Source organism: Citrobacter sp. Marseille-Q5395, assembly GCF_947057495.1.
Classification (GTDB): Bacteria; Pseudomonadota; Gammaproteobacteria; order Enterobacterales; family Enterobacteriaceae; genus Citrobacter; species Citrobacter murliniae.
Genome location: NZ_CAMSEL010000001.1, coordinates 431,272 through 452,511, shown reverse-complemented (window position 1 = coordinate 452,511; position 21,240 = coordinate 431,272). Strand labels below are relative to the sequence as shown.

Here is a 21,240-nt window from a genome sequence, read left to right as displayed (position 1 = left end):
TGCTGTCTGTTGCCGGTGAATTACTTCAGACCGGCAGCATCACGCAGCAGTTGCGCTTTGTCAGTTTTTTCCCATGGGAAATGTTCGCGACCAAAGTGACCGTAAGCGGCGGTTTCTTTGTAGATCGGGTGCAGCAGATCCAGCATCTGAATCAGGCCGTACGGACGCAGGTCGAAGAACTCACGAACCAGCAGGGTCAACTGTTCAGAAGATACTTTTTCAGTACCGAAAGTTTCCACCATGATAGAGGTCGGTTCAGCTACGCCGATAGCGTAGGAAACCTGAATCTCACAACGGTCAGCCAGACCTGCGGCAACGATGTTTTTCGCTACATAGCGGGCAGCGTAGGCTGCGGAACGGTCAACTTTAGAAGGATCTTTACCAGAGAATGCACCGCCGCCGTGACGAGCCATGCCGCCGTAGGTATCAACGATGATTTTACGACCTGTCAGACCGCAGTCGCCCATCGGGCCGCCGATAACAAAACGACCAGTTGGGTTGATGAAGAATTTGGTCGAAGCAGTCAGCCACTCGGTCGGCAGTACTGGCTTGATGATCTCTTCCATCACCGCTTCTTGCAGTGATTTTTGATCGATGTCTTCTGAGTGCTGAGTAGACAGAACTACTGCATCAATACCGACAATTTTGCCATCGTCATACTGGAAAGTGACCTGGCTTTTTGCATCCGGGCGCAGCCAGGATAACGTGCCGTTTTTACGTACTTCAGCCTGACGCTGAACCAGACGGTGAGCATAGGTGATGGGAGCTGGCATCAGCACGTCGGTTTCATTGGTTGCATAACCAAACATCAGACCCTGGTCACCCGCGCCTTGCTCCAGTGGATCGGCACGATCAACACCCTGATTGATATCCGGGGACTGTTTACCGATAGCACTCAGGACAGCGCAAGAGTTAGCATCAAAGCCCATGTCGGAATGCACGTAGCCAATTTCGCGAACGGTGTTACGGGTGATCTCTTCGATATCTACCCATGCGCTGGTAGTGATCTCACCGCCAACTAAAACCATGCCGGTTTTGACGTAGGTTTCGCAGGCAACGCGTGCTTTCGGATCCTGTTCGAGGATTGCATCCAGAACAGCATCAGAAATTTGGTCAGCGATTTTGTCAGGATGCCCTTCTGATACGGACTCGGACGTAAAAAGGTGTTTTGCCATATTTAATTTCACCTAAGGAGAATTTGGTTAGCTCAAACTGTTGCGTGGAATAGTCATGTGTAGAAGATTCTACCATGAGTCTGCATATTACTGACACTGGCAGTCTGAGTGTTAATCGGTATAGATGGATTAACTTCTGGACGTCTATTTTAGGTTACTTCTCCGCACGATTTCCAGCTTTTTTTGAGTAAAGTCGTATTGCACTGAAAATGTAACTGGAAATTTTTCCTGACGGTGCTGGCAATGCGTGCATTTATCTTTTGCTTTTTCGCACTGTTGTCGGTATAAAACGCGGCGCGCGGCTCAAATATCCGTCATAGTTCAAGTTGCATATGCATTGGCTTCCTGCAACTCGAATTATTTAGGGTAGACAAAAAGCACACGACGTTTTCATCGTGTTGCCACTTCCAGCCGGGTTAAAACTTTAGCTTTGGCTTGTGGGTTCGTTCTTTATGGAGCGACCATGGAGGTGATACGAGATAATGAACCGTTGTATTCTGCTGAATCTGTCACACCGTTCTGGTGTACATATGTCCCCCGCAATCTGCATCTTGCATACCTGCCGATGTTATACCCATCTCGGCGCTTCTCAGGACTCCAGAGCCGGTAACGGCAACTAAGGACTGAACAAGGGCGCTCTTGTTAAAACAAGAGTTTTCTCGTGGTTTCGCCGAACCGTCATCTTTAAGTTCGGTTACGTGTTTACAATGAAATGAAAAAGAAACCGGTCGCACAGTCGGAGCGTCAGCACTATCTGCTGGAAAATCTGCCTGTTTATGGGTTGTTATCGCGTCTTCGGATTGCGATAGTAGTCAACTGTTTTACACTTGTTAATAAAATCTGAGGTTCGCTATGTCTGACGACATTTCTATGGGTTCGCCTTCGTCAGCAGGCGGACAGGGTGTACTACGCTCCATGCAGGAGGTTGCAATGAGTTCCCAGGAAGCCAGCAAGATGCTGCGTACTTACAATATTGCCTGGTGGGGTAATAACTACTATGACGTCAATGAGTTAGGACACATTAGCGTGTGCCCGGACCCTGACGTACCGGAAGCGCGCGTCGATCTCGCTAAACTGGTGAAAGCCCGTGAAGCGCAAGGCCAGCGCCTGCCTGCATTGTTCTGCTTCCCGCAGATCCTGCAACATCGTCTGCGTTCAATTAACGCCGCGTTTAAACGCGCGCGGGAATCTTACGGCTATAAAGGCGACTACTTCCTTGTTTACCCGATCAAGGTCAACCAACACCGCCGCGTGATTGAATCGCTGATCCATTCCGGTGAGCCACTGGGGCTGGAAGCGGGTTCGAAAGCCGAACTGATGGCTGTTCTGGCCCATGCGGGTATGACCCGTAGCGTTATCGTCTGTAACGGCTACAAAGACCGTGAATACATCCGTCTGGCACTGATTGGCGAGAAGATGGGCCACAAGGTCTATCTGGTCATCGAGAAGATGTCTGAAATCGCTATCGTGCTGGATGAAGCTGAGCGCCTGAATGTGATCCCGCGTCTGGGCGTGCGTGCGCGTCTGGCATCACAAGGTTCTGGCAAATGGCAGTCCTCCGGCGGCGAAAAATCCAAGTTCGGTCTGGCGGCAACGCAGGTTCTGCAACTGGTTGAAACGCTGCGTGAAGCAGGGCGTCTGGATAGCCTGCAGTTACTGCACTTCCACCTCGGTTCGCAGATGGCGAACATTCGCGATATCGCGACCGGCGTACGTGAATCTGCACGTTTCTACGTTGAACTGCACAAACTGGGTGTTGATATTCAGTGCTTCGATGTGGGCGGCGGTCTGGGCGTGGATTATGAAGGTACGCGCTCGCAGTCTGACTGCTCGGTCAACTATGGGTTGAACGAGTACGCCAACAATATCATCTGGGCGATTGGCGACGCCTGTGAAGAAAACGGATTGCCGCACCCGACGGTGATCACCGAGTCTGGCCGTGCGGTAACCGCGCATCATACCGTACTGGTGTCTAACATTATTGGTGTGGAGCGTAACGAATATACCGAGCCGACCGCACCGGTTGAAGATGCTCCACGTGCGTTGCAGAGTATGTGGGAAACCTGGCAGGAAATGCACGAACCAGGTACCCGTCGTTCGCTGCGTGAATGGCTGCACGACAGCCAGATGGATCTGCACGACATTCATGTTGGCTATTCATCCGGTACGTTCAGCCTGCAGGAGCGCGCCTGGGCGGAGCAACTGTATTTAAGCATGTGCCACGAGGTGCAAAAACAGTTAGATCCGCAAAACCGTGCGCACCGTCCAATCATTGATGAACTGCAAGAGCGTATGGCGGACAAAGTGTACGTCAACTTCTCACTGTTCCAGTCAATGCCGGATGCGTGGGGCATCGATCAACTGTTCCCGGTTTTGCCGCTGGAAGGGCTGGATCAAGTGCCTGAGCGTCGTGCGGTATTGCTGGATATCACCTGTGACTCTGACGGCGCTATCGACCACTACATCGATGGGGATGGTATTGCCACCACCATGCCGATGCCGGAGTACGATCCAGAGAACCCGCCGATGCTGGGCTTCTTTATGGTGGGTGCGTATCAGGAAATCCTCGGCAACATGCACAACCTGTTCGGTGATACCGAAGCGGTTGACGTGTTTGTCTTCCCGGACGGCAGCGTGGAAGTTGAGCTGTCTGACGAAGGGGATACCGTGGCGGACATGCTGCAGTACGTACAGCTGGATCCAAATACTTTGCTGACGCACTTCCGTGACCAGGTCAAACAGACCGATCTGGATGATGCTCTGCAACAGCAGTTCCTCGAAGAGTTCGAGGCAGGTCTTTACGGATACACATACCTGGAAGACGAGTAAGGCTGTCCCGGTTCGCTTGAACCGGGACAAATTAACGGCGATAATTCGCCCATATAAGTAGCCACGTAAATCAATCCCTTCCTCGTCGGGCTTAACGACGCGGAGGGGATTTTTTTTCACCGATTTTAAAAGAGGTCAGTACATGAGCACCTTAGGTCATCAATACGACAACTCCCTGGTTTCTAACGCCTTTGGTTTTTTGCGTCTGCCAATGAATTTCATGCCATACGACAGCGACGCCGATTGGGTGATTACCGGCGTACCTTTTGATATGGCAACGTCCGGTCGTGCGGGTGGCCGCCATGGCCCGGCAGCGATCCGTCAGGTTTCCACCAACCTCGCCTGGGAACATAACCGCTTCCCGTGGAACTTCGATATGCGTGAGCGCCTGAACGTAGTGGACTGCGGCGATCTGGTTTATGCGTTCGGTGATGCTCGTGAAATGAGTGAAAAGCTGCAGGCGCATGCAGAGAAACTGCTTTCCGCGGGTAAACGTATGCTCTCCTTCGGCGGTGACCACTTCGTCACTCTGCCGCTGCTGCGCGCCCACGCTAAGCACTTCGGTAAAATGGCGCTGGTACATTTTGATGCTCACACCGATACCTACGCCAACGGCTGCGAATTCGATCATGGCACCATGTTCTATACCGCACCGAACGAAGGTCTGATCGATCCGAACCATTCGGTACAGATCGGGATCCGCACTGAGTTCGACAAAGACAACGGTTTTACCGTACTGGATGCCTGCCAGGTGAACGATCGTAGCGTTGATGACATCATTGCGCAGGTTAAGCAGATTGTGGGCGATATGCCGGTATACTTGACTTTTGATATCGACTGTCTTGATCCGGCGTTTGCTCCGGGAACCGGTACGCCGGTGATCGGCGGTTTGACCTCCGATCGTGCAATCAAGCTGGTGCGCGGTCTGAAGGATCTGAACATCGTTGGGATGGACGTCGTAGAAGTCGCTCCGGCCTATGACCAGTCCGAGATCACCGCGCTGGCGGCGGCTACGCTGGCTCTGGAAATGCTTTACATCCAGGCAGCGAAAAAGGGCGAGTAACCGGTATCGGACTATTTTGCTCGCCATTTTGAACCCGGGCAGTGCTCGCCATCCTCACGTACTGCGTGTACGCTCCGGTGGCTGTGCGCTGTCCGTGTCCAAACTGGCTTCGCCAATAACGTCCGATATCATCGCAGAATAGGGCTAAAACTACTTAATCCCATCCGCGCTCATGCGATCGCGAATATGTTGAGCTCGTTCTGCTGATGCCGGATGATCGTCAAACATCGTGCTTTGGCGTCCTTCCTCCAGTTTCGCCAGCTTCTCAAAACTGGTTGCTAACCCTGCCGGGCTGATGCCACGTTTGCGCAACAAATCATACGAGTAATCATCCGCTTCGGACTCCTGACGCTGGGAGAACTGTGAGTTCACCAGTTTTTCACCCAGATCGCCCAATTGTGATTGTGACAGGCTGCCGACAATCCCGCCCGCAGAGGCCGCCGCGGCACGTACGGCGTTGGTTCCCAGCGCAACCTGCATACCTTTTTTCACGTGACCCAGCGCGACGTGACCCATTTCGTGACCAATGACCGCCTCAACTTCATTATCGGTCATCATATCCATCAGACCGCTATAGACGCGGATACAGCCGTTTGCCATGGCAAAGGCGTTCACATCTTTCGCCATGTAGACTTTGTAGTTTACCGGCTGGCCGTTGATGTTATCGCCAAGCGCAGCGGAAATTTTACTTAAACGCGTCGCATATTCGCTGCCCGCCGGGGCGATGGTCGCTTTGCTGTCCATATCCTTACAGGCCTGATCGCTCAGCGCTTTAACCTGGGCATCGCTCAGGCTGTAGGCCTGAAAAGCCTCCGCACCTGAAGAAAGCAGTCCGTTGGAGTCCATATTCTGGCAACCGGTCAATGCCGTAGCCATGCTCATAGCAAGCAGTAAAGCGCGAATTTTCATTTTTTCTCTTCCGCACAAAGTCAGGATTATTCTAAAAAATGCGTGGTTTGCAGATAAACCGACGCTCGGCCTAAGTATAAAGAAAAGAACAATAAGCGTGCGAGAAGATTGCGCAACTTACGAGCATGATCCGGAGATTTCTGAAGCGGTAAAAGGATGCTCCATGTACATGACACGCGGCTTGGGTTACATTGTTGGCACTTTTTTCCGGCGTAGCCCAAAACGCGCTGTCGTCAAGTCGTTAAGGGTATGGCCTTCATTATCCGATCTGGAGTCAAAATGTCCTCACGTAAAGAGCTTGCCAATGCTATTCGTGCGCTGAGCATGGACGCAGTACAGAAAGCCAAATCCGGTCACCCGGGCGCCCCGATGGGGATGGCTGACATTGCCGAAGTCCTGTGGCGTGATTTCCTGAACCACAACCCGAATAACCCATCCTGGGCTGACCGTGACCGCTTCGTGCTGTCCAACGGCCACGGCTCTATGCTGATCTATAGCCTGCTGCACCTCACCGGCTACGATCTGCCGATGTCTGAACTGCAGAACTTCCGTCAGCTGCATTCAAAAACTCCGGGTCACCCGGAAGTGGGTTATACCGCGGGTGTGGAAACCACTACCGGTCCGCTGGGTCAGGGTATCGCTAACGCGGTTGGTATGGCTATCGCTGAAAAAACACTGGCGGCGCAGTTTAACCGTCCAGGCCACGACATCGTTGATCACTTCACCTACGCTTTCATGGGCGATGGCTGCATGATGGAAGGTATCTCTCACGAGGTATGCTCCCTGGCCGGTACGCTGAAACTGGGTAAACTGATTGCGTTCTACGACGACAACGGCATCTCCATCGACGGTCACGTTGAAGGCTGGTTCACTGATGATACCGCGAAGCGTTTCGAAGCTTACGGTTGGCACGTAGTTCGTGGCGTAGATGGTCACGATGCTGATGCGATTAAACGCGCAGTAGAAGAAGCCCGTGCAGTGACTGACAAACCGTCTCTGCTGATGTGCAAAACCATCATCGGCTTCGGTTCTCCAAACAAAGCAGGTACGCACGATTCTCACGGCGCACCGTTGGGCGACGCTGAAATCGCACTGACCCGTGAACAACTGGGCTGGAAATACGCGCCGTTCGAAATCCCGTCCGAAATCTATGCTCAGTGGGATGCGAAAGAAGCAGGCCAGGCAAAGGAAGCCGCATGGAACGAGAAGTTTGCTGCTTATGCGAAAGCCTTCCCTCAGGAAGCGGCTGAATTCACCCGTCGTATGAACGGTGAAATGCCGTCTGACTTCGATGCGAAAGCGAAAGAGTTCATTGCTAAACTGCAGGCTAACCCGGCGAAAATCGCCAGCCGCAAAGCATCGCAGAATGCAATCGAAGCGTTTGGTCCTTTGCTGCCGGAATTCCTCGGTGGTTCTGCTGACCTTGCGCCATCCAACCTGACGCTGTGGTCTGGTTCTAAAGCGATTAACGAAGATGCCGCCGGTAACTACATCCATTACGGTGTACGTGAATTCGGTATGACCGCTATCGCGAACGGTATCTCTCTGCACGGTGGTTTCCTGCCGTACACCTCTACCTTCCTGATGTTCGTGGAATATGCCCGTAACGCGGTACGTATGGCTGCGCTGATGAAACAACGTCAGGTAATGGTCTATACCCACGACTCCATCGGCCTGGGTGAAGATGGCCCGACTCACCAGCCGGTAGAGCAGGTTGCTTCCCTGCGTGTTACCCCGAACATGAGCACATGGCGCCCATGTGACCAGGTTGAATCCGCAGTAGCGTGGAAATACGGCGTTGAGCGTCAGGATGGCCCGACCGCGCTGATCCTCTCCCGTCAGCACCTGGCGCAGCAGGAACGTACCGAAGAGCAACTGGCGAACATCGCTCGCGGTGGTTATGTACTGAAAGATTGTGCAGGTCAGCCGGAGCTGATCTTCATTGCTACCGGTTCTGAAGTTGAGCTGGCTGTTGCTGCGTGGGACAAACTGACCGCAGAAGGCGTGAAGGCGCGTGTGGTTTCCATGCCGTCCACTGACGCATTCGACAAACAGGACGCGGCTTACCGTGAATCTGTACTGCCGAAAGCCGTTTCTGCTCGCGTTGCTATCGAAGCGGGTATTGCGGACTACTGGTTCAAATACGTGGGCCTGAACGGTGCTATCGTCGGTATGACCACCTTTGGTGAGTCTGCTCCGGCAGAGTTGCTGTTTGAAGAGTTCGGCTTCACCGTAGACAACGTGGTCGCGAAAGCGAAAGCGCTGCTGTAATTCTGATTACAACGGTAAACGGGTCGCTCAGGCGGCCCGTTTTTTTTTGCTCATCAGGACTGTTCCGTGATTAATTGACCGGATTCAAGACGCACTACGCTGGCAAAATGGCGCTGTGTGAAAGCTGCGTCATGACTGATTGCGACAACGCTGGTTCCCCTCTTGCGGCATACTGAAAGCCAGTTTTCAAATATGCTCAGCCAGTGCGTATCAAAATCCCGGCTGGGTTCATCAAGCAGCAAAATTGCGGGGGCGAGGGCTTCCAGGCTGGCGACGGCGACCATACGTCGCTGCGCCGTGTGCAAATCCAGTGGATGTGCGTCGGCGACGTCCTCTAACCCGCATAATTGCAGTGTTGCTGTGGTGCGTTGCGCAATCTCCGTTGCAGGGCGCTTCTGTAACCGTAAGCCAAAGGCCACTTCTTCAGCTACCTTGCTGTGAAAAATTTGATTTTCTGCTTCCTGAAACAGTACCCCGAGAATTTTGGCTCGTTCACGGTTTTTTAGTTGCGCAATGGGCATGTTCTGCAGGGTAATCTCACCCGATGAGGGAGGCAAAAGCCCTGCCATTACACGCAGCAGCGTGGATTTGCCTGCGCCATTATCGCCAGTTAGCGCCAGCCATTCACCTTCTCTAAGCACTAACGAAACATCGCGCAAACAGTCTTCATTAGCGTTTGGCCAGCGATAGGTGACCTGATTCAGCGTTAACATAAGGGGAATAAAGCTCCGTTGCGCAATTGCCAGGCCCGCTGGCACTGGCTCAGAAAAGGGGAGTGATTACGCTCGAAAAGTACGACCAATGAATGTTGTATCTGTGCCCATTGTTGCAAGCGCTCCAACAGCATGTCGGTGGCCTGTGACGTCAGACGACTGAAAGCCTCATCCAGTATTAATATCTTAGGTTGCATCGCGAGGGCGCTGGCAATGACAACCCGTTGAGTTTCGCCGCCTGAAAGCGTAGCTGGATGGCGATGACGCAGTGATTGACATTCAGTCAGCGTAAGTGCCTTGTCAATTCGGCGCATTATCTCCGCTTCGTCCAGGCTGAGGTTTTCCGGGCCGAATGCCACCTCCTCCTCTACGCTGAAAGTACACCCGGAAAGCTGTAAATAAGGCAATTGCTGCACAAGCTGGATGGTGCAGGATTGCTCCACGAGCGACAGCTCCCCGACGGGATTACCCAGCAGTGTACCTTTGCCCTCAATTTCTCCGGGAAGAAAATCCGGGTACCAGCCCGCCATCAGCTGTGCCAGCGTACTTTTACCGCTGCCGTTATCCCCAAAAATCGCGATCATGCCAGGCGCTGAGTAGTGAAAGTCAAAGCAGGCTGGCGGACGCGTGGCGTGTGTTGGGATATAGCGAAACTGCTCTAGCGTAACCATATCCACACTCCTGCTTCTGTCAGCATGGCGAACACCATGGTGTACCGGGCGATGCACTGTAATGTACTGTCTTCTGGTGCCCAAAGCGTGGTTCGTCTGCGGTGCAGGCGAAATGCCCGCATGTCCAGCGCTGCGCCGCGTACAACCAGATCGTTTAGCGCATTATGTGTTAACGGCACAATAAGTGCAGGTATGGCACGCAAGCGCTGATACCAGCGCTCATCCAGCGGTACGCCGCGAGCACGTTGAGCCTCATGAATGATCGCCAACTGCCGTTTGAGCTGCTCGACGACCAGTAGCGGACCTGCGAACAGATAGGCGACGCCGGGGGGCAGGCGGGAGGCGAACAGGGCGCGAATAAACCGCGATACCGGTACGTACTGCATCCACATCTGTGACGTTGATACAATCACCAGGATCCGTAGCCACAGCGTGACGGCTCCGGCCCAGCGTTCTGGCGTGCGTGGTTGACCGCTGATCCACTCCGTCAACCATCCTCCGTGTACCAGCCACAGCCCAAACCCTAAGGGGAGCATCAGCCAGACCACATATTTCGCCCGGGGGCGCGTTGCTTTTATGCTCAGCAAACAGAGAAACATCGCCAGGCTGTAAACGGTAAGCGGTATTCCTGCCGGTAGCAGTAACGTCGAGCAGGCGGCAAACGCCCATAAGGTCAACGAGGTAAACGGATGCATTTAACGCACTGCAGACATCGTTGGAAAATGACGCGTTGTGCGCAACGGAAGCTGACGCAACAGTATCCAGACGATCACCGCCGTCAGAATTTTATCGACCAGATTCGCACCGATGACGGTGATGGCAACGGACTCCACCAGGTTCTGACCGACGGAATGCATCCAGGCGACAAATAAATCGGCACCGCTGCCTGTGACTCCACCAAAAAGAGTGGTGCGGATAGGTACGGCGACGATTGTGACGGCCAGGGTAATAATCACGCCACTGACCACCACTTTCGGTAAGGTACGGAACCATCCTGCCCGCGCCAGCCATCCGGCAACCAGTCCGATAACCATTGCCACGGGAGCAAAGGCTGCGGCGATAGGATCGGTCAATAAACCCCAGAGCAGATTGGTAAGTAATCCTGTCAGCATCCCTACAATCGGGCCTAACAGCACCGCGCTGATTAAGGTGCCAATGGAGTCGAGAAAAATAGGCAGTTTCAACATACTGATTAGCTGTCCTCCGACCATATTGATCGCTATAGCAATGACAATCAGTACCAGTGACTGGCTGGAAAATTGGCGACGCGCCATAAAAGACCTCTTTGAAGTGAAGCGTTAGCGGGATGAGATAACCAGTTCGTCATAGCCGGAAACTGCGCAGGGCTGACGGCTAAACGCCAGACTTGTCAGCTCGCCAATAACCAGTTCCAACGTGGTACGCACGGTGCAGCCAGCCATCATATGGCCTCCCAGCATCGCGCCTTGTGGGTCGGATACCGAGAGATGAAGGTGCTCTCCGGTGAGCTCAAGCGTACCGTTCAGGGAGATGACTTCCCATGTTCCGGTCACTAATGTAGTTTCTTCGCGCCCTGCATAGCGTAAGGCTATGTTGGTCAGACTCCCGGTACAACCGGCTATCCAGGCAGCCTGGAGCTGATGCTGTTGTACAAAAGCGTGCAGTTGGGCAAAAACTTCCTGACCGGGTAATAAACGCAACGCGTGGAAGCGAGCTTCAGATGAGTGGGGGTAAAATGTGGCCATAGATTGGGGACTCCGAGACTCGGACGTAGCGCTGATAATATAGACGCAGGTAAGGGAGCTTTCTGATATAAATCAGGATTTGTGATACGGCAACGAAATTATCTTGCTACGCTTATTCACAATTCTGGGATATGGAATAAATTTAGCGATGAAGGGCTTTAAAATGTGACGTAAGTCAGATAACTGTGTTCTGTTGCTGGACAATCATTCCTTTTATTCCTTGTTTCGCTTATTCTAGCTGAAGCGTTTCAGTCGATTAAATGTTCGACAATTAATCAATCAGTCGCAGTTTGCGACAGGTAAGGTTTTCCTGAGCGGTTTGCTGCATTACTCTGTCAGCCACATCGTTTCTGAGAAATCCTTGCAGGAGACCTATGACCGTACGCGTAGCGATTAATGGTTTCGGTCGCATCGGACGTAACGTGGTTCGTGCTTTGTACGAATCCGGGCGTCGGGCGGAAATCACCGTGGTGGCAATCAACGAACTGGCGGATGCCGCTGGCATGGCGCATTTGTTGAAATATGACACCAGCCATGGACGTTTTGCCTGGGATGTTCGCCAGGAGCGTGACCAGCTCATTGTTGGCGACGACGCGATTCGCATCCTGCATGAGCGAACACTCGTTGCGCTTCCATGGCGCGAACTGGGTGTTGACGTTGTGCTGGACTGTACGGGGGTCTTCGGTAGCCGCGAACACGGCGAGGCGCATATCGCCGCTGGCGCCAAAAAAGTGCTCTTTTCACATCCAGGTAGTCACGACATCGATGCAACCGTTGTGTTTGGCGTTAATCAGGAACAGCTGCGCGCTGAACACCGGATCGTTTCCAACGCCTCCTGCACCACGAATTGCATAATTCCCGTCATTAAATTGCTGGATGATGCTTACGGCATTGAGTCTGGTACTGTCACGACGATCCACTCTGCGATGCACGATCAACAGGTTATCGATGCCTACCATCCTGACCTGCGCCGCACGAGAGCAGCCAGCCAGTCGATTATTCCGGTCGATACCAAACTGGCAGCAGGTATCACGCGAATTTTCCCGCAATTTAACGATCGTTTTGAGGCGATTGCGGTACGTGTACCGACCATAAATGTGACGGCGATCGACTTAAGTGTGACAGTGAAAAAACCTGTAAAAGCCAGTGAAGTCAACCAGTTGCTGCAAAAAGCAGCACAAGGTGCATTTCATGGTATAGTTGACTATACGGAATTACCGTTGGTCTCTGTAGATTTTAACCACGACCCGCACAGCGCCATCGTTGATGGTACTCAAACGCGCGTAAGTGGCGCTCACCTGATCAAAACATTGGTCTGGTGCGATAATGAATGGGGCTTTGCTAATCGTATGCTCGACACAACGTTAGCTATGGCTGCTATTGGTTTCAGGTAAGGCGCGTGAGCGCTTGCAAAACTTTAAGAATCAACGAGAGGATTCACCATGTCTGTAATTAAGATGACCGATCTGGATCTTGCTGGTAAACGTGTTTTTATCCGTGCGGATCTGAACGTACCAGTTAAAGAAGGGAAAGTAACCAGCGACGCGCGTATCCGTGCTTCCCTGCCGACCATCGAACTGGCCCTGAAGCAGGGTGCAAAAGTGATGGTAACTTCCCACCTGGGTCGTCCTACCGAAGGCGAGTACAACGAAGAATTCTCTCTTCTGCCGGTTGTTAACTACCTGAAAGACAAACTGTCTAACCCGGTTCGCCTGGTGAAAGATTACCTGGACGGCGTTGATGTTGCTGCCGGTGAGCTGGTGGTTCTGGAAAACGTTCGCTTTAACAAAGGCGAGAAGAAAGATGACGAAGCACTGTCCAAAAAATACGCTGCACTGTGTGACGTATTCGTAATGGATGCTTTCGGTACTGCTCACCGTGCTCAGGCTTCTACTCATGGTATCGCGAAATTCGCTGACGTAGCATGTGCTGGCCCGCTGCTGGCTGCTGAGCTTGATGCGCTGGGTAAAGCTCTGAAAGAACCTGCTCGTCCGATGGTTGCCATCGTCGGTGGTTCTAAAGTTTCTACCAAACTGACCGTTCTGGATTCCCTGTCTAAAATCGCTGACCAGCTGATCGTGGGTGGTGGTATCGCCAACACCTTCGTTGCCGCGCAGGGTCACAGCGTGGGTAAATCCCTGTACGAAGCAGACCTGGTTGATGAAGCTAAACGCCTGCTGACTATCTGTGATATTCCGGTTCCGGCTGACGTTCGTGTTGCGACCGAGTTTTCTGAAACCGCACCTGCTACGCTGAAATCCGTTAACGACGTGAAAGAAGACGAGCAGATCCTGGATATCGGTGACGCATCTGCACAGCAACTGGCTGAAATCCTGAGGAATGCAAAAACCATTCTGTGGAACGGTCCGGTAGGTGTGTTCGAATTCCCGAATTTCCGCAAAGGGACTGAAATTGTGGCTAACGCCATCGCAGACAGCGAAGCGTTCTCTATCGCAGGCGGCGGCGATACTCTGGCAGCTATCGACCTGTTCGGCATCGCTGACAAAATCTCCTACATCTCCACTGGTGGCGGCGCATTCCTCGAATTCGTGGAAGGTAAAGTACTGCCAGCAGTAGCAATGCTCGAAGAGCGTGCTAAAAAGTAAGACACTAATGGGCAGGGATAACCTGCCCAATTTTTAGCGCGCTTTTAGAGCGCGCCCCCTTTCCAAGGCCGAAGATACAGGACTCGCAACATGTCTAAAATTTTTGATTTCGTAAAACCGGGCGTAATCACTGGTGATGACGTACAGAAAGTTTTCCAGGTAGCAAAAGAAAACAACTTTGCTCTGCCAGCCGTTAACTGCGTAGGTACCGACTCCATCAACGCCGTTCTGGAAACCGCTGCAAAAGTTAAAGCGCCGGTAATCGTACAGTTCTCCAACGGTGGTGCTTCTTTCATCGCCGGTAAAGGTGTGAAGTCTGACGTTCCTCAGGGTGCTGCAATCCTGGGTGCTATCTCTGGCGCGCATCACGTTCACCAGATGGCTGAACACTACGGTGTTCCGGTTATCCTGCACACTGACCACTGCGCGAAGAAACTGCTGCCGTGGATCGACGGTCTGCTGGACGCGGGTGAAAAACACTTTGCTGCAACCGGTAAACCACTGTTCTCTTCTCACATGATCGACCTGTCTGAAGAGTCTCTGGAAGAGAACATCGAAATCTGCTCCAAATACCTGGCGCGTATGTCCAAAATGGGCATGACCCTGGAAATCGAACTGGGTTGCACCGGTGGTGAAGAAGACGGCGTGGACAACAGCCACATGGACGCTTCTGCACTGTATACCCAGCCGGAAGACGTTGATTACGCGTACACCGAGCTGAGCAAAATCAGCCCGCGTTTCACCATCGCGGCTTCTTTCGGTAACGTACATGGCGTGTACAAGCCGGGTAACGTGGTTCTGACCCCGACTATCCTGCGCGACTCTCAGGACTATGTTTCTAAGAAACATAACCTGCCGCACAACAGCCTGAACTTCGTATTCCACGGTGGTTCCGGTTCGACTGCTCAGGAAATCAAAGACTCCGTAAGCTACGGCGTAGTGAAAATGAACATCGATACCGATACCCAATGGGCTACCTGGGAAGGTGTTCTGAACTACTACAAAGCGAACGAAGCTTACCTGCAGGGCCAGCTGGGCAACCCGAAAGGCGAAGATCAGCCGAACAAAAAATACTACGATCCACGCGTATGGCTGCGTGCTGGTCAGGCAACGATGATCACCCGTCTGGAACAGGCTTTCAAAGAACTGAACGCGGTTGACGTTCTGTAATTGACCCCTGCTCAACGTGACATGAGGCCCGCAAACGCGGGCCTTTTTTATGATTACAATATGCTGACGACAAAAATTTTGTGATCAATTTGGCAACAATGACGTTTTTTGTTTAACCTTGTCTGATTGCCAGCTCCTGTGGGGCGGCTTTAGTTCTCCCAATTGGGTAAGCATAAAAGGAATATTGAATGGAAGATTTGAATGTTGTCGACAGCATAAATGGTGCGGGCACCTGGCTGGTACGTAACCAGGCTCTGCTGCTGAGTTATGCCGTTAACATCGTTGCGGCTATCGCTATTATCATCATCGGGATGATTGCGGCGCGTGTTGTCTCTAACACCATTAACCGTGTGATGGTTGCGCGTCAAATTGATGCGACCGTTGCTGACTTCCTCTCTGCACTGGTGCGCTACGGTATTATTGCATTCACGCTGATCGCCGCTCTGGGGCGCGTTGGGGTGCAAACGGCCTCGGTGATTGCTGTTCTCGGTGCCGCGGGTTTAGCTGTAGGTCTGGCCTTGCAAGGTTCACTGTCTAACCTTGCCGCTGGTGTGTTGTTGGTGATGTTCCGTCCTTTTCGCGCTGGTGAGTATGTTGATCTCGGCGGTGTCGCCGGAACCGTGCTCAACGTGCAGATTTTCTCAACCACCATGCGTACCTTAGACGGCAAGATTGTTGTTATCCCGAACGGTAAGATTATCGCCGGGAATATCATTAACTTCTCACGTGAACCGGTTCGCCGTAACGAATTTATCATTGGCGTGGCGTATGACTCTGATATTGATCAGGTGAAAAAAATCCTTACCGATATCATCCAGTCTGACGATCGTATCCTGAAAGATCGCGAAATGACGGTGCGCCTGAATGAACTGGGTGCGTCCTCCATTAACTTTGTGGTGCGTGTCTGGAGCAATAGCAGCGATCTGCAAAGCGTCTACTGGGATGTGCTGGAGCGCATCAAGCGCGAATTTGATGCCAATGGTATCAGTTTCCCGTATCCGCAGATGGACGTGAATTTCAAGCGTGTTAAAGAGAACGCAGCAGAGTAATCAGTACAAGGCCGGTTTGCCGGCCTTTCTTTAAATTATCGTTATTAGCTGCTCTTATCACCAATTAAAATTATCAATTTCCGCTAATGATATTCCCGCGCTATAGTCTGCTTCTAAGAGAAATATTTCGGGATGATTAACGTGTTATCGTATTATTTTCAAGGGCTTGTGCTTGGCGCAGCCATGATACTTCCGCTTGGCCCACAAAACGCATTCGTAATGAATCAGGGTATTCGCCGCCAGTATCACATCATGATTGCCTTACTCTGCGCCATCAGCGATTTAGTGTTGATCTGCGCAGGAATTTTTGGCGGTAGCGCATTGCTGATGCAGTCGCCATGGCTGATGGCTCTGGTGACCTGGGGGGGCGTGGCGTTCTTACTCTGGTACGGTTTCGGGGCGTTAAAAACAGCAATGAGCAGCAATCTGGAACTGGCCAGTGCTGAGGTAATGAAGCAAGGGCGCTGGAAGATTATCGCCACCATGCTGGCAGTAACCTGGCTCAACCCTCACGTCTATCTGGACACCTTTGTGGTGTTGGGAAGTCTGGGCGGTCAACTGGACGTTGAGCCTAAGCGTTGGTTTGCGCTGGGAACCGTTAGCGCATCGTTCCTGTGGTTCTTCGGACTGGCGCTGCTGGCAGCCTGGCTGGCGCCGCGACTGCGCACGGCTAAAGCTCAGCGTATCATTAATACGCTGGTGGGATTAGTGATGTGGTTTATCGCTTTTCAACTGGCGAAAGAGGGTGTTGGGCATGTTCACGCCCTGTTCAACTAAAAGTCTGGCCCATTAGGTTATTCTATTTGCCATTTTGACCATGGGCAGTGATCAACATCCTCACTTACTATGTATAAGCTCCTGTTTTTGCGCGTTGTCTGTGCCCAGACTGGCTGTAACAAGGACACCTGATGGGCCAGACTCTAAGTGTTGTCTGATGGACAACAGGCTGAGATCCGCTAAGCTTGCCTGCATGTGCCCTGAGTTTCGGGGTAATTAATGTAACATGGAGGAACGAGAGTGAAGTTCAAAGTGATGGCCCTGGCGGCATTAGTCGGATTCAGTGCACTATCGGTACAGGCAAATGAATTGCCGAACGGACCGCACATCGTGACTTCAGGAACGGCAAGCGTAGATGCAACGCCTGATATCGCAACTCTGGCGATCGAAGTCAACGTGGCAGCGAAGGACGCTGCATCAGCAAAGAAACAGGCCGACGATCGTGTGGCGCAATATCTTTCCTTCCTTGAGCAGAATCAGATAGCGAAGAAGGACATCAGCTCAGCAAACCTGCGTACACAACCAGACTACGATTACCAGAACGGTAAAAGCGTACTCAAAGGCTATCGCGCGGTGCGTACCGTTGAAGTCACACTGCGTCAGTTGGATAAACTTAACGCACTGCTGGATGGCGCGTTGAAAGCAGGTCTGAATGAGATCCGTTCGGTATCGCTGGGCGTTGCCCAACCGGATGCCTACAAAGACAAAGCGCGTAAAGCGGCTATTGATGATGCTGTCCATCAGGCGCAGGAGCTGGCTGCCGGCTTCAACAGCAAGCTGGGTCCGGTTTATAGCGTGCGTTACCATGTCTCTAACTATCAACCGAGCCCAATGGTACGGATGATGAAAGCTGACGCGGCACCTGCGCCATCAGCTCAGGAAACCTACGAACAACCGGTCATTCAGTTTGACGATCAGGTGGATGTGGTCTTTCAGATAGAGCCTGCAGCGAGCCAGCCAACGGCAACACCAACAAAGACGCAATAATCATTTCAGGCCCGGCTAATCAGCCGGGCTTTTTCTGTGAACAACTGTAAAAGTGAGACCGCGTCGCGAGTCTTTTATTTGTCTGCATGAGGATATGCCATAGTGATTTTATGAGGTGACTATGGATATTTTTATCTCGAAAAAGATGCGGAATTTTATTCTGTTGGCGCAAACCAATAACATCGCCAGAGCAGCAGAAAAAATACACATGACCGCATCGCCCTTTGGTAAAAGCATTGCCGCACTGGAAGAGCAAATCGGCTATACGTTGTTTACCCGGAAAGATAACAACATCAGTCTGAACAAAGCGGGGCAGGAGCTGTATCAGAAACTGTTTCCCGTCTATCAACGTCTATCTGCTATTGATAATGAAATTAATAATTCCTCTCGTCGCTCGCGAGATGTCGTCATCGGCATCGACAATACCTATCCCACCATTATTTTTGACCAACTGATTAGCCTTGGCGACAAGTACGATGGCGTGACCGCTCAGGCTGTTGAGTTCAGTGAGAATGGGGTAATTGATAATCTGTTCGACAGGCAACTGGACTTTATTATTTCACCTCAGCACGTTTCACCTCGTGTGCAAGGACTGGAAAATATGACGGTCAGCGAGTTGCCACCGCTGCGCCTGGGGTTTCTGGTTTCCCGACGTTATGAAGAAAAACAGCCGCAGGATCTGCTGCGCGAGTTACCCTGGCTGCAAATGCGCTTTCAGAATCGGGCTAACTTTGAGGCGATGATCGATGCATATATGCGCCCGTGTGGGATCCATCCGACAATCATCTACCGTCCATACAGCTTTATGGCCAAGATAAGCGCAGTCGAGCGCGGGCAGTTTCTGACAGTGATTCCCCATTTTGCCTGGCGACTGGTGAATCCGGCGACGCTGAAATATTTCGATGCGCCCGGTAGTCCAATGTACATGCAGGAATTTCTCTATTCGCTGAAAAATCATCGCTATACCGCCACAATGCTACAGCACATTGTTGAAGATCGTGACGGCATGGCAAATTAACCCAGCATTGAGCCACTCTCTATTAAGTTGCGGTGCAGATCAAACGCATGACTGAGATCGTGATGGATATGCCCACCAGGCGCTTTCTCCAGATACTGGTGCAGGTAGTCACGATAAAGGGGATGCGCGCAGTTTTCGATAATTGTGTGCGCCCGTTGCAACGGTGATAACCCGCGCAGATCGGCGATTCCTTGCTCGGTAACGATCACTTTTACGCTATGTTCACTGTGATCAACGTGACTGCACATGGGGACGATTGTTGAAATTTTTCCGCCTTTGGCAATGGACGGAGCCATGAAGATAGACAGATAGGCATTGCGTTCGAAATCACCGCTGCCGCCAATGCCGTTCATCAGGTTCACTCCTGCGACGTGCGTGGAGTTGGCATGACCGTAGATATCAAACTCCAGCCCGACGTTTAGCGCGATTACCCCAAGTCTACGGATGATCTCAGGGTTATTGGAGATCTCCTGCGGACGAAGCACAATCCGGTTGCTGAAGAAATCCATGTTGTCGTAGATCTTCTCCAGTGAATTTGCGGAAACCGTCAGGCTTGAGGCACTGGCGCCAGTGATTTTTTCCGTTTCCAGCAGATGTACAACGGACTCCTGCAACACCTCTGAGTACATCATAAAAGGCGGGATATCCGGGTTCTCGCCAAGTCGTGCCATCACCGCGTTGTTAATATTGCCGACGCCGCTTTGTAACGGCAGGAACTCAGGCGGGATACGTTTGTGCGCCATTTCTGTCAGCAGAAAGGCCACTACATTATCAGCAATTTGCTGGCAGACTGGGTTGGTTTTATCCGATGCATTTCCGGCATCGGGAAGCTCAGTATCTACCACGGCGACAACCTTCTTCGGGTCAATCTGAACGCACTGGCTGCCTACGCGATCCATAGTATGAAAGATGGGAACGCTGTTACGGCGCGGCGGAGCGCCCGGAATAACAATGTCGGCCAACTCTGACACGCGTGGATTATGATAGTGATTCAACTCAATAATCACTTTTTTTGCTCGCAGCAGCCAGGTTGGCGCATTGCCAATTCCGCTGGAAAGCCAAATCCGACCATCCGGTGCGATAGCGGAGGCTTCAATGACGGCAACATCGATATCGCCAAAAAAACCGTAATTTACCATCTGAGCGACTTCACTCAGATGGAGATCGACAAATCTCACCTGACCCTGATTAATTTTCTGACGCAGGCCGGAAGAGGTTTGATAAGGGGCGCGCCAGGAAACAGCATCAGCCTCTGATAGCGCATCGTCAGCGGCCGCGCTAATGGACGCCCCGGTCAGCAGGCGGATCTGAAAGGACTGTCCGTCCTGATGCAGCTCGCTGGCACGTCGGGCAATCGAAGCAGGTAACGCTTTTGGTGAACCTGCTGGCGTAAAGCCGCTGAACGCGACCATATCATCGTGCTGGATAATCTCTGCCGCTTTTTCGGCACTCATCCGTTTCATGGCGATCTCCTTTCCCCCGTGTGATTAATGACCTACAAAGTTAGGTTTGCGTTTTTCCATAAACGCATTCATCCCTTCCTGATAGTCCTCGCTGTCATAAACTGCGCGGCGCATGCCCTGGATCCGCTCAAATTCATCTGAATTCATGGTGTGCGCCTCGCCCAGCACGCGTAGCTCTTCTTTGATAACGGCTATTGCCAGTGGCGCCTTTTCCGAGATGTGGTGTGCCATTTGTAGAGTGAAATCTTCCAGTTCATCAGTAGGGACCACATGGTTAAGGATCCCGACCGCCATTGCGCGTTGCGCCGTAATAGGGGAGGCGGTAAAAATCAGCTCTTTGACGATATGGAATCCCGCATCGCGGGTCAGGTTGTGAATACCCACCAGGTTATACGGTACACCGAGGTTGACCGGCGTCATCGAGAAGGTGGAGGTTTCGGCGGCGATGATCAGATCGGAACTCATGATCATCTCAAACGCACCGCCCCAGACGCTGCCCTCGACCATGGAGATCACGGGTTTTGGGTATTTTTGGATCATGCGGGTGATCTGGCGCAGTGGATCGTCATAAGAGAGCGGATCGCGACGTCCGGCGGGGAGTTCATGAATGTCATGCCCGGCAGAGAACACTTTTGCCCCGCTCGGCGCGCGCAGGATAATACAGCGAATTTCCGGGCGGTTGAGGTCGCTCAGCGCCTGCATCAGATCATCGATAAACACTTTACTCAGAGCATTGAGCTTGCGGGCATAATTGAATTCGATGACCGCGACTTTCTGGATGATGACAACGTTGACGTATTGATAAGACATAATGT

21 protein-coding genes are annotated in these 21,240 nt (G+C 52.1%); 12 read left to right on the top strand and 9 right to left on the bottom strand.

What is annotated here, in order from left to right; genetic code table 11:
• Positions 1-20 precede the first annotated feature (20 nt).
• On the bottom strand, positions 21-1,175 hold the full coding sequence (gene metK, locus OH663_RS02040; RefSeq protein WP_048220579.1) for a methionine adenosyltransferase: 1,155 nt from the start codon (positions 1,173-1,175) through the stop codon (positions 21-23).
• Positions 1,176-1,657: 482 nt separating this feature from the next.
• Here metK and OH663_RS26040 point away from each other — a divergent pair, with 482 nt between their 5' ends.
• The 4 genes from OH663_RS26040 to speB all read left to right on the top strand — a co-directional run bounded on the left by OH663_RS26040 (position 1,658) and on the right by speB (position 5,067).
• Positions 1,658-1,795: a hypothetical protein gene (locus OH663_RS26040; RefSeq protein ID WP_269429419.1), complete on the top strand. Its 138-nt coding sequence runs from the start codon at positions 1,658-1,660 to the stop codon at positions 1,793-1,795.
• 92 nt (positions 1,796-1,887) lie between these two features.
• Positions 1,888-2,019, top strand: a complete 132-nt coding sequence (gene yqgB / locus OH663_RS02035; RefSeq protein WP_071829029.1) for an acid stress response protein YqgB — start codon at positions 1,888-1,890, stop codon at positions 2,017-2,019.
• Between the two features lie 8 nt (positions 2,020-2,027).
• Positions 2,028-4,004 carry a biosynthetic arginine decarboxylase gene (gene speA / locus OH663_RS02030; protein WP_071829027.1) on the top strand — a complete coding sequence of 659 codons (1,977 nt, stop codon included), beginning with the start codon at positions 2,028-2,030 and terminating at the stop codon, positions 4,002-4,004.
• A 142-nt stretch (positions 4,005-4,146) separates the two neighbouring features.
• Positions 4,147-5,067 carry an agmatinase gene (gene speB, locus OH663_RS02025; protein WP_003027056.1) on the top strand — a complete coding sequence of 307 codons (921 nt, stop codon included), beginning with the start codon at positions 4,147-4,149 and terminating at the stop codon, positions 5,065-5,067.
• 150 nt (positions 5,068-5,217) lie between these two features.
• On the opposite strand, the gene loiP is transcribed toward speB, so the two are convergent.
• Positions 5,218-5,976, bottom strand: coding sequence for a metalloprotease LoiP (loiP, locus tag OH663_RS02020; protein WP_045447355.1), 759 nt, complete (start codon positions 5,974-5,976; stop codon positions 5,218-5,220).
• A gap of 279 nt (positions 5,977-6,255) precedes the next feature.
• On the opposite strand from loiP, the gene tkt reads away from it, so the two are divergent.
• Positions 6,256-8,247, top strand: coding sequence for a transketolase (gene tkt, locus OH663_RS02015; RefSeq protein ID WP_200009975.1), 1,992 nt, complete (start codon positions 6,256-6,258; stop codon positions 8,245-8,247).
• A gap of 53 nt (positions 8,248-8,300) precedes the next feature.
• On the opposite strand, the gene OH663_RS02010 is transcribed toward tkt, so the two are convergent.
• The 5 genes from OH663_RS02010 to OH663_RS01990 are packed head-to-tail and all read right to left on the bottom strand — an operon-like array spanning position 8,301 to position 11,355.
• Complete coding sequence (locus OH663_RS02010) at positions 8,301-8,960, bottom strand: ABC transporter ATP-binding protein (protein ID WP_200009974.1); 660 nt, start codon at positions 8,958-8,960, stop codon at positions 8,301-8,303.
• Positions 8,954-9,631 carry an ABC transporter ATP-binding protein gene (locus OH663_RS02005; protein WP_200009973.1) on the bottom strand — a complete coding sequence of 226 codons (678 nt, stop codon included), beginning with the start codon at positions 9,629-9,631 and terminating at the stop codon, positions 8,954-8,956. The genes OH663_RS02010 and OH663_RS02005 overlap by 7 nt, the downstream gene beginning before the upstream one ends.
• Complete coding sequence (locus OH663_RS02000) at positions 9,619-10,326, bottom strand: energy-coupling factor transporter transmembrane component T (RefSeq protein WP_200009972.1); 708 nt, start codon at positions 10,324-10,326, stop codon at positions 9,619-9,621. The genes OH663_RS02005 and OH663_RS02000 overlap by 13 nt, the downstream gene beginning before the upstream one ends.
• Positions 10,327-10,905, bottom strand: coding sequence for an ECF transporter S component (locus OH663_RS01995; protein ID WP_045447343.1), 579 nt, complete (start codon positions 10,903-10,905; stop codon positions 10,327-10,329).
• Positions 10,906-10,929: 24 nt separating this feature from the next.
• Positions 10,930-11,355: a PPC domain-containing DNA-binding protein gene (locus OH663_RS01990; RefSeq protein ID WP_045447341.1), complete on the bottom strand. Its 426-nt coding sequence runs from the start codon at positions 11,353-11,355 to the stop codon at positions 10,930-10,932.
• Positions 11,356-11,729: 374 nt separating this feature from the next.
• On the opposite strand from OH663_RS01990, the gene epd reads away from it, so the two are divergent.
• From epd to srsR, 7 genes are all read left to right on the top strand, one after another.
• On the top strand, positions 11,730-12,749 hold the full coding sequence (epd, locus tag OH663_RS01985) for an erythrose-4-phosphate dehydrogenase (RefSeq protein WP_200009971.1): 1,020 nt from the start codon (positions 11,730-11,732) through the stop codon (positions 12,747-12,749).
• Positions 12,750-12,797: 48 nt separating this feature from the next.
• Positions 12,798-13,961 carry a phosphoglycerate kinase gene (gene pgk, locus OH663_RS01980; protein WP_200009970.1) on the top strand — a complete coding sequence of 388 codons (1,164 nt, stop codon included), beginning with the start codon at positions 12,798-12,800 and terminating at the stop codon, positions 13,959-13,961.
• Positions 13,962-14,051: 90 nt separating this feature from the next.
• On the top strand, positions 14,052-15,131 hold the full coding sequence (fbaA, locus tag OH663_RS01975; RefSeq protein WP_003027029.1) for a class II fructose-bisphosphate aldolase: 1,080 nt from the start codon (positions 14,052-14,054) through the stop codon (positions 15,129-15,131).
• A 188-nt stretch (positions 15,132-15,319) separates the two neighbouring features.
• Positions 15,320-16,180, top strand: a complete 861-nt coding sequence (locus tag OH663_RS01970) for a small-conductance mechanosensitive channel MscS (RefSeq protein ID WP_200009969.1) — start codon at positions 15,320-15,322, stop codon at positions 16,178-16,180.
• 141 nt (positions 16,181-16,321) lie between these two features.
• Complete coding sequence (gene argO / locus OH663_RS01965) at positions 16,322-16,957, top strand: arginine exporter ArgO (RefSeq protein ID WP_045449774.1); 636 nt, start codon at positions 16,322-16,324, stop codon at positions 16,955-16,957.
• Positions 16,958-17,197: 240 nt separating this feature from the next.
• Positions 17,198-17,944 carry an oxidative stress defense protein gene (locus OH663_RS01960; RefSeq protein WP_045447329.1) on the top strand — a complete coding sequence of 249 codons (747 nt, stop codon included), beginning with the start codon at positions 17,198-17,200 and terminating at the stop codon, positions 17,942-17,944.
• A 121-nt stretch (positions 17,945-18,065) separates the two neighbouring features.
• Complete coding sequence (srsR, locus tag OH663_RS01955; protein ID WP_045447326.1) at positions 18,066-18,962, top strand: LysR family transcriptional regulator SrsR; 897 nt, start codon at positions 18,066-18,068, stop codon at positions 18,960-18,962.
• Here srsR and OH663_RS01950 read toward each other — a convergent pair.
• Together OH663_RS01950 and scpB are read right to left on the bottom strand one after the other, a co-directional pair.
• The gene (locus OH663_RS01950; RefSeq protein WP_200009968.1) at positions 18,959-20,425 is read right to left on the bottom strand and encodes an acetyl-CoA hydrolase/transferase family protein; all 1,467 of its coding nucleotides are present in this window, start codon (positions 20,423-20,425) and stop codon (positions 18,959-18,961) included. The two genes, srsR and OH663_RS01950, sit on opposite strands and share 4 nt — an antisense overlap.
• 24 nt (positions 20,426-20,449) lie before the next feature.
• On the bottom strand, positions 20,450-21,235 hold the full coding sequence (scpB, locus tag OH663_RS01945) for a methylmalonyl-CoA decarboxylase (RefSeq protein WP_045447321.1): 786 nt from the start codon (positions 21,233-21,235) through the stop codon (positions 20,450-20,452).
• Positions 21,236-21,240: the final 5 nt, after the last annotated feature.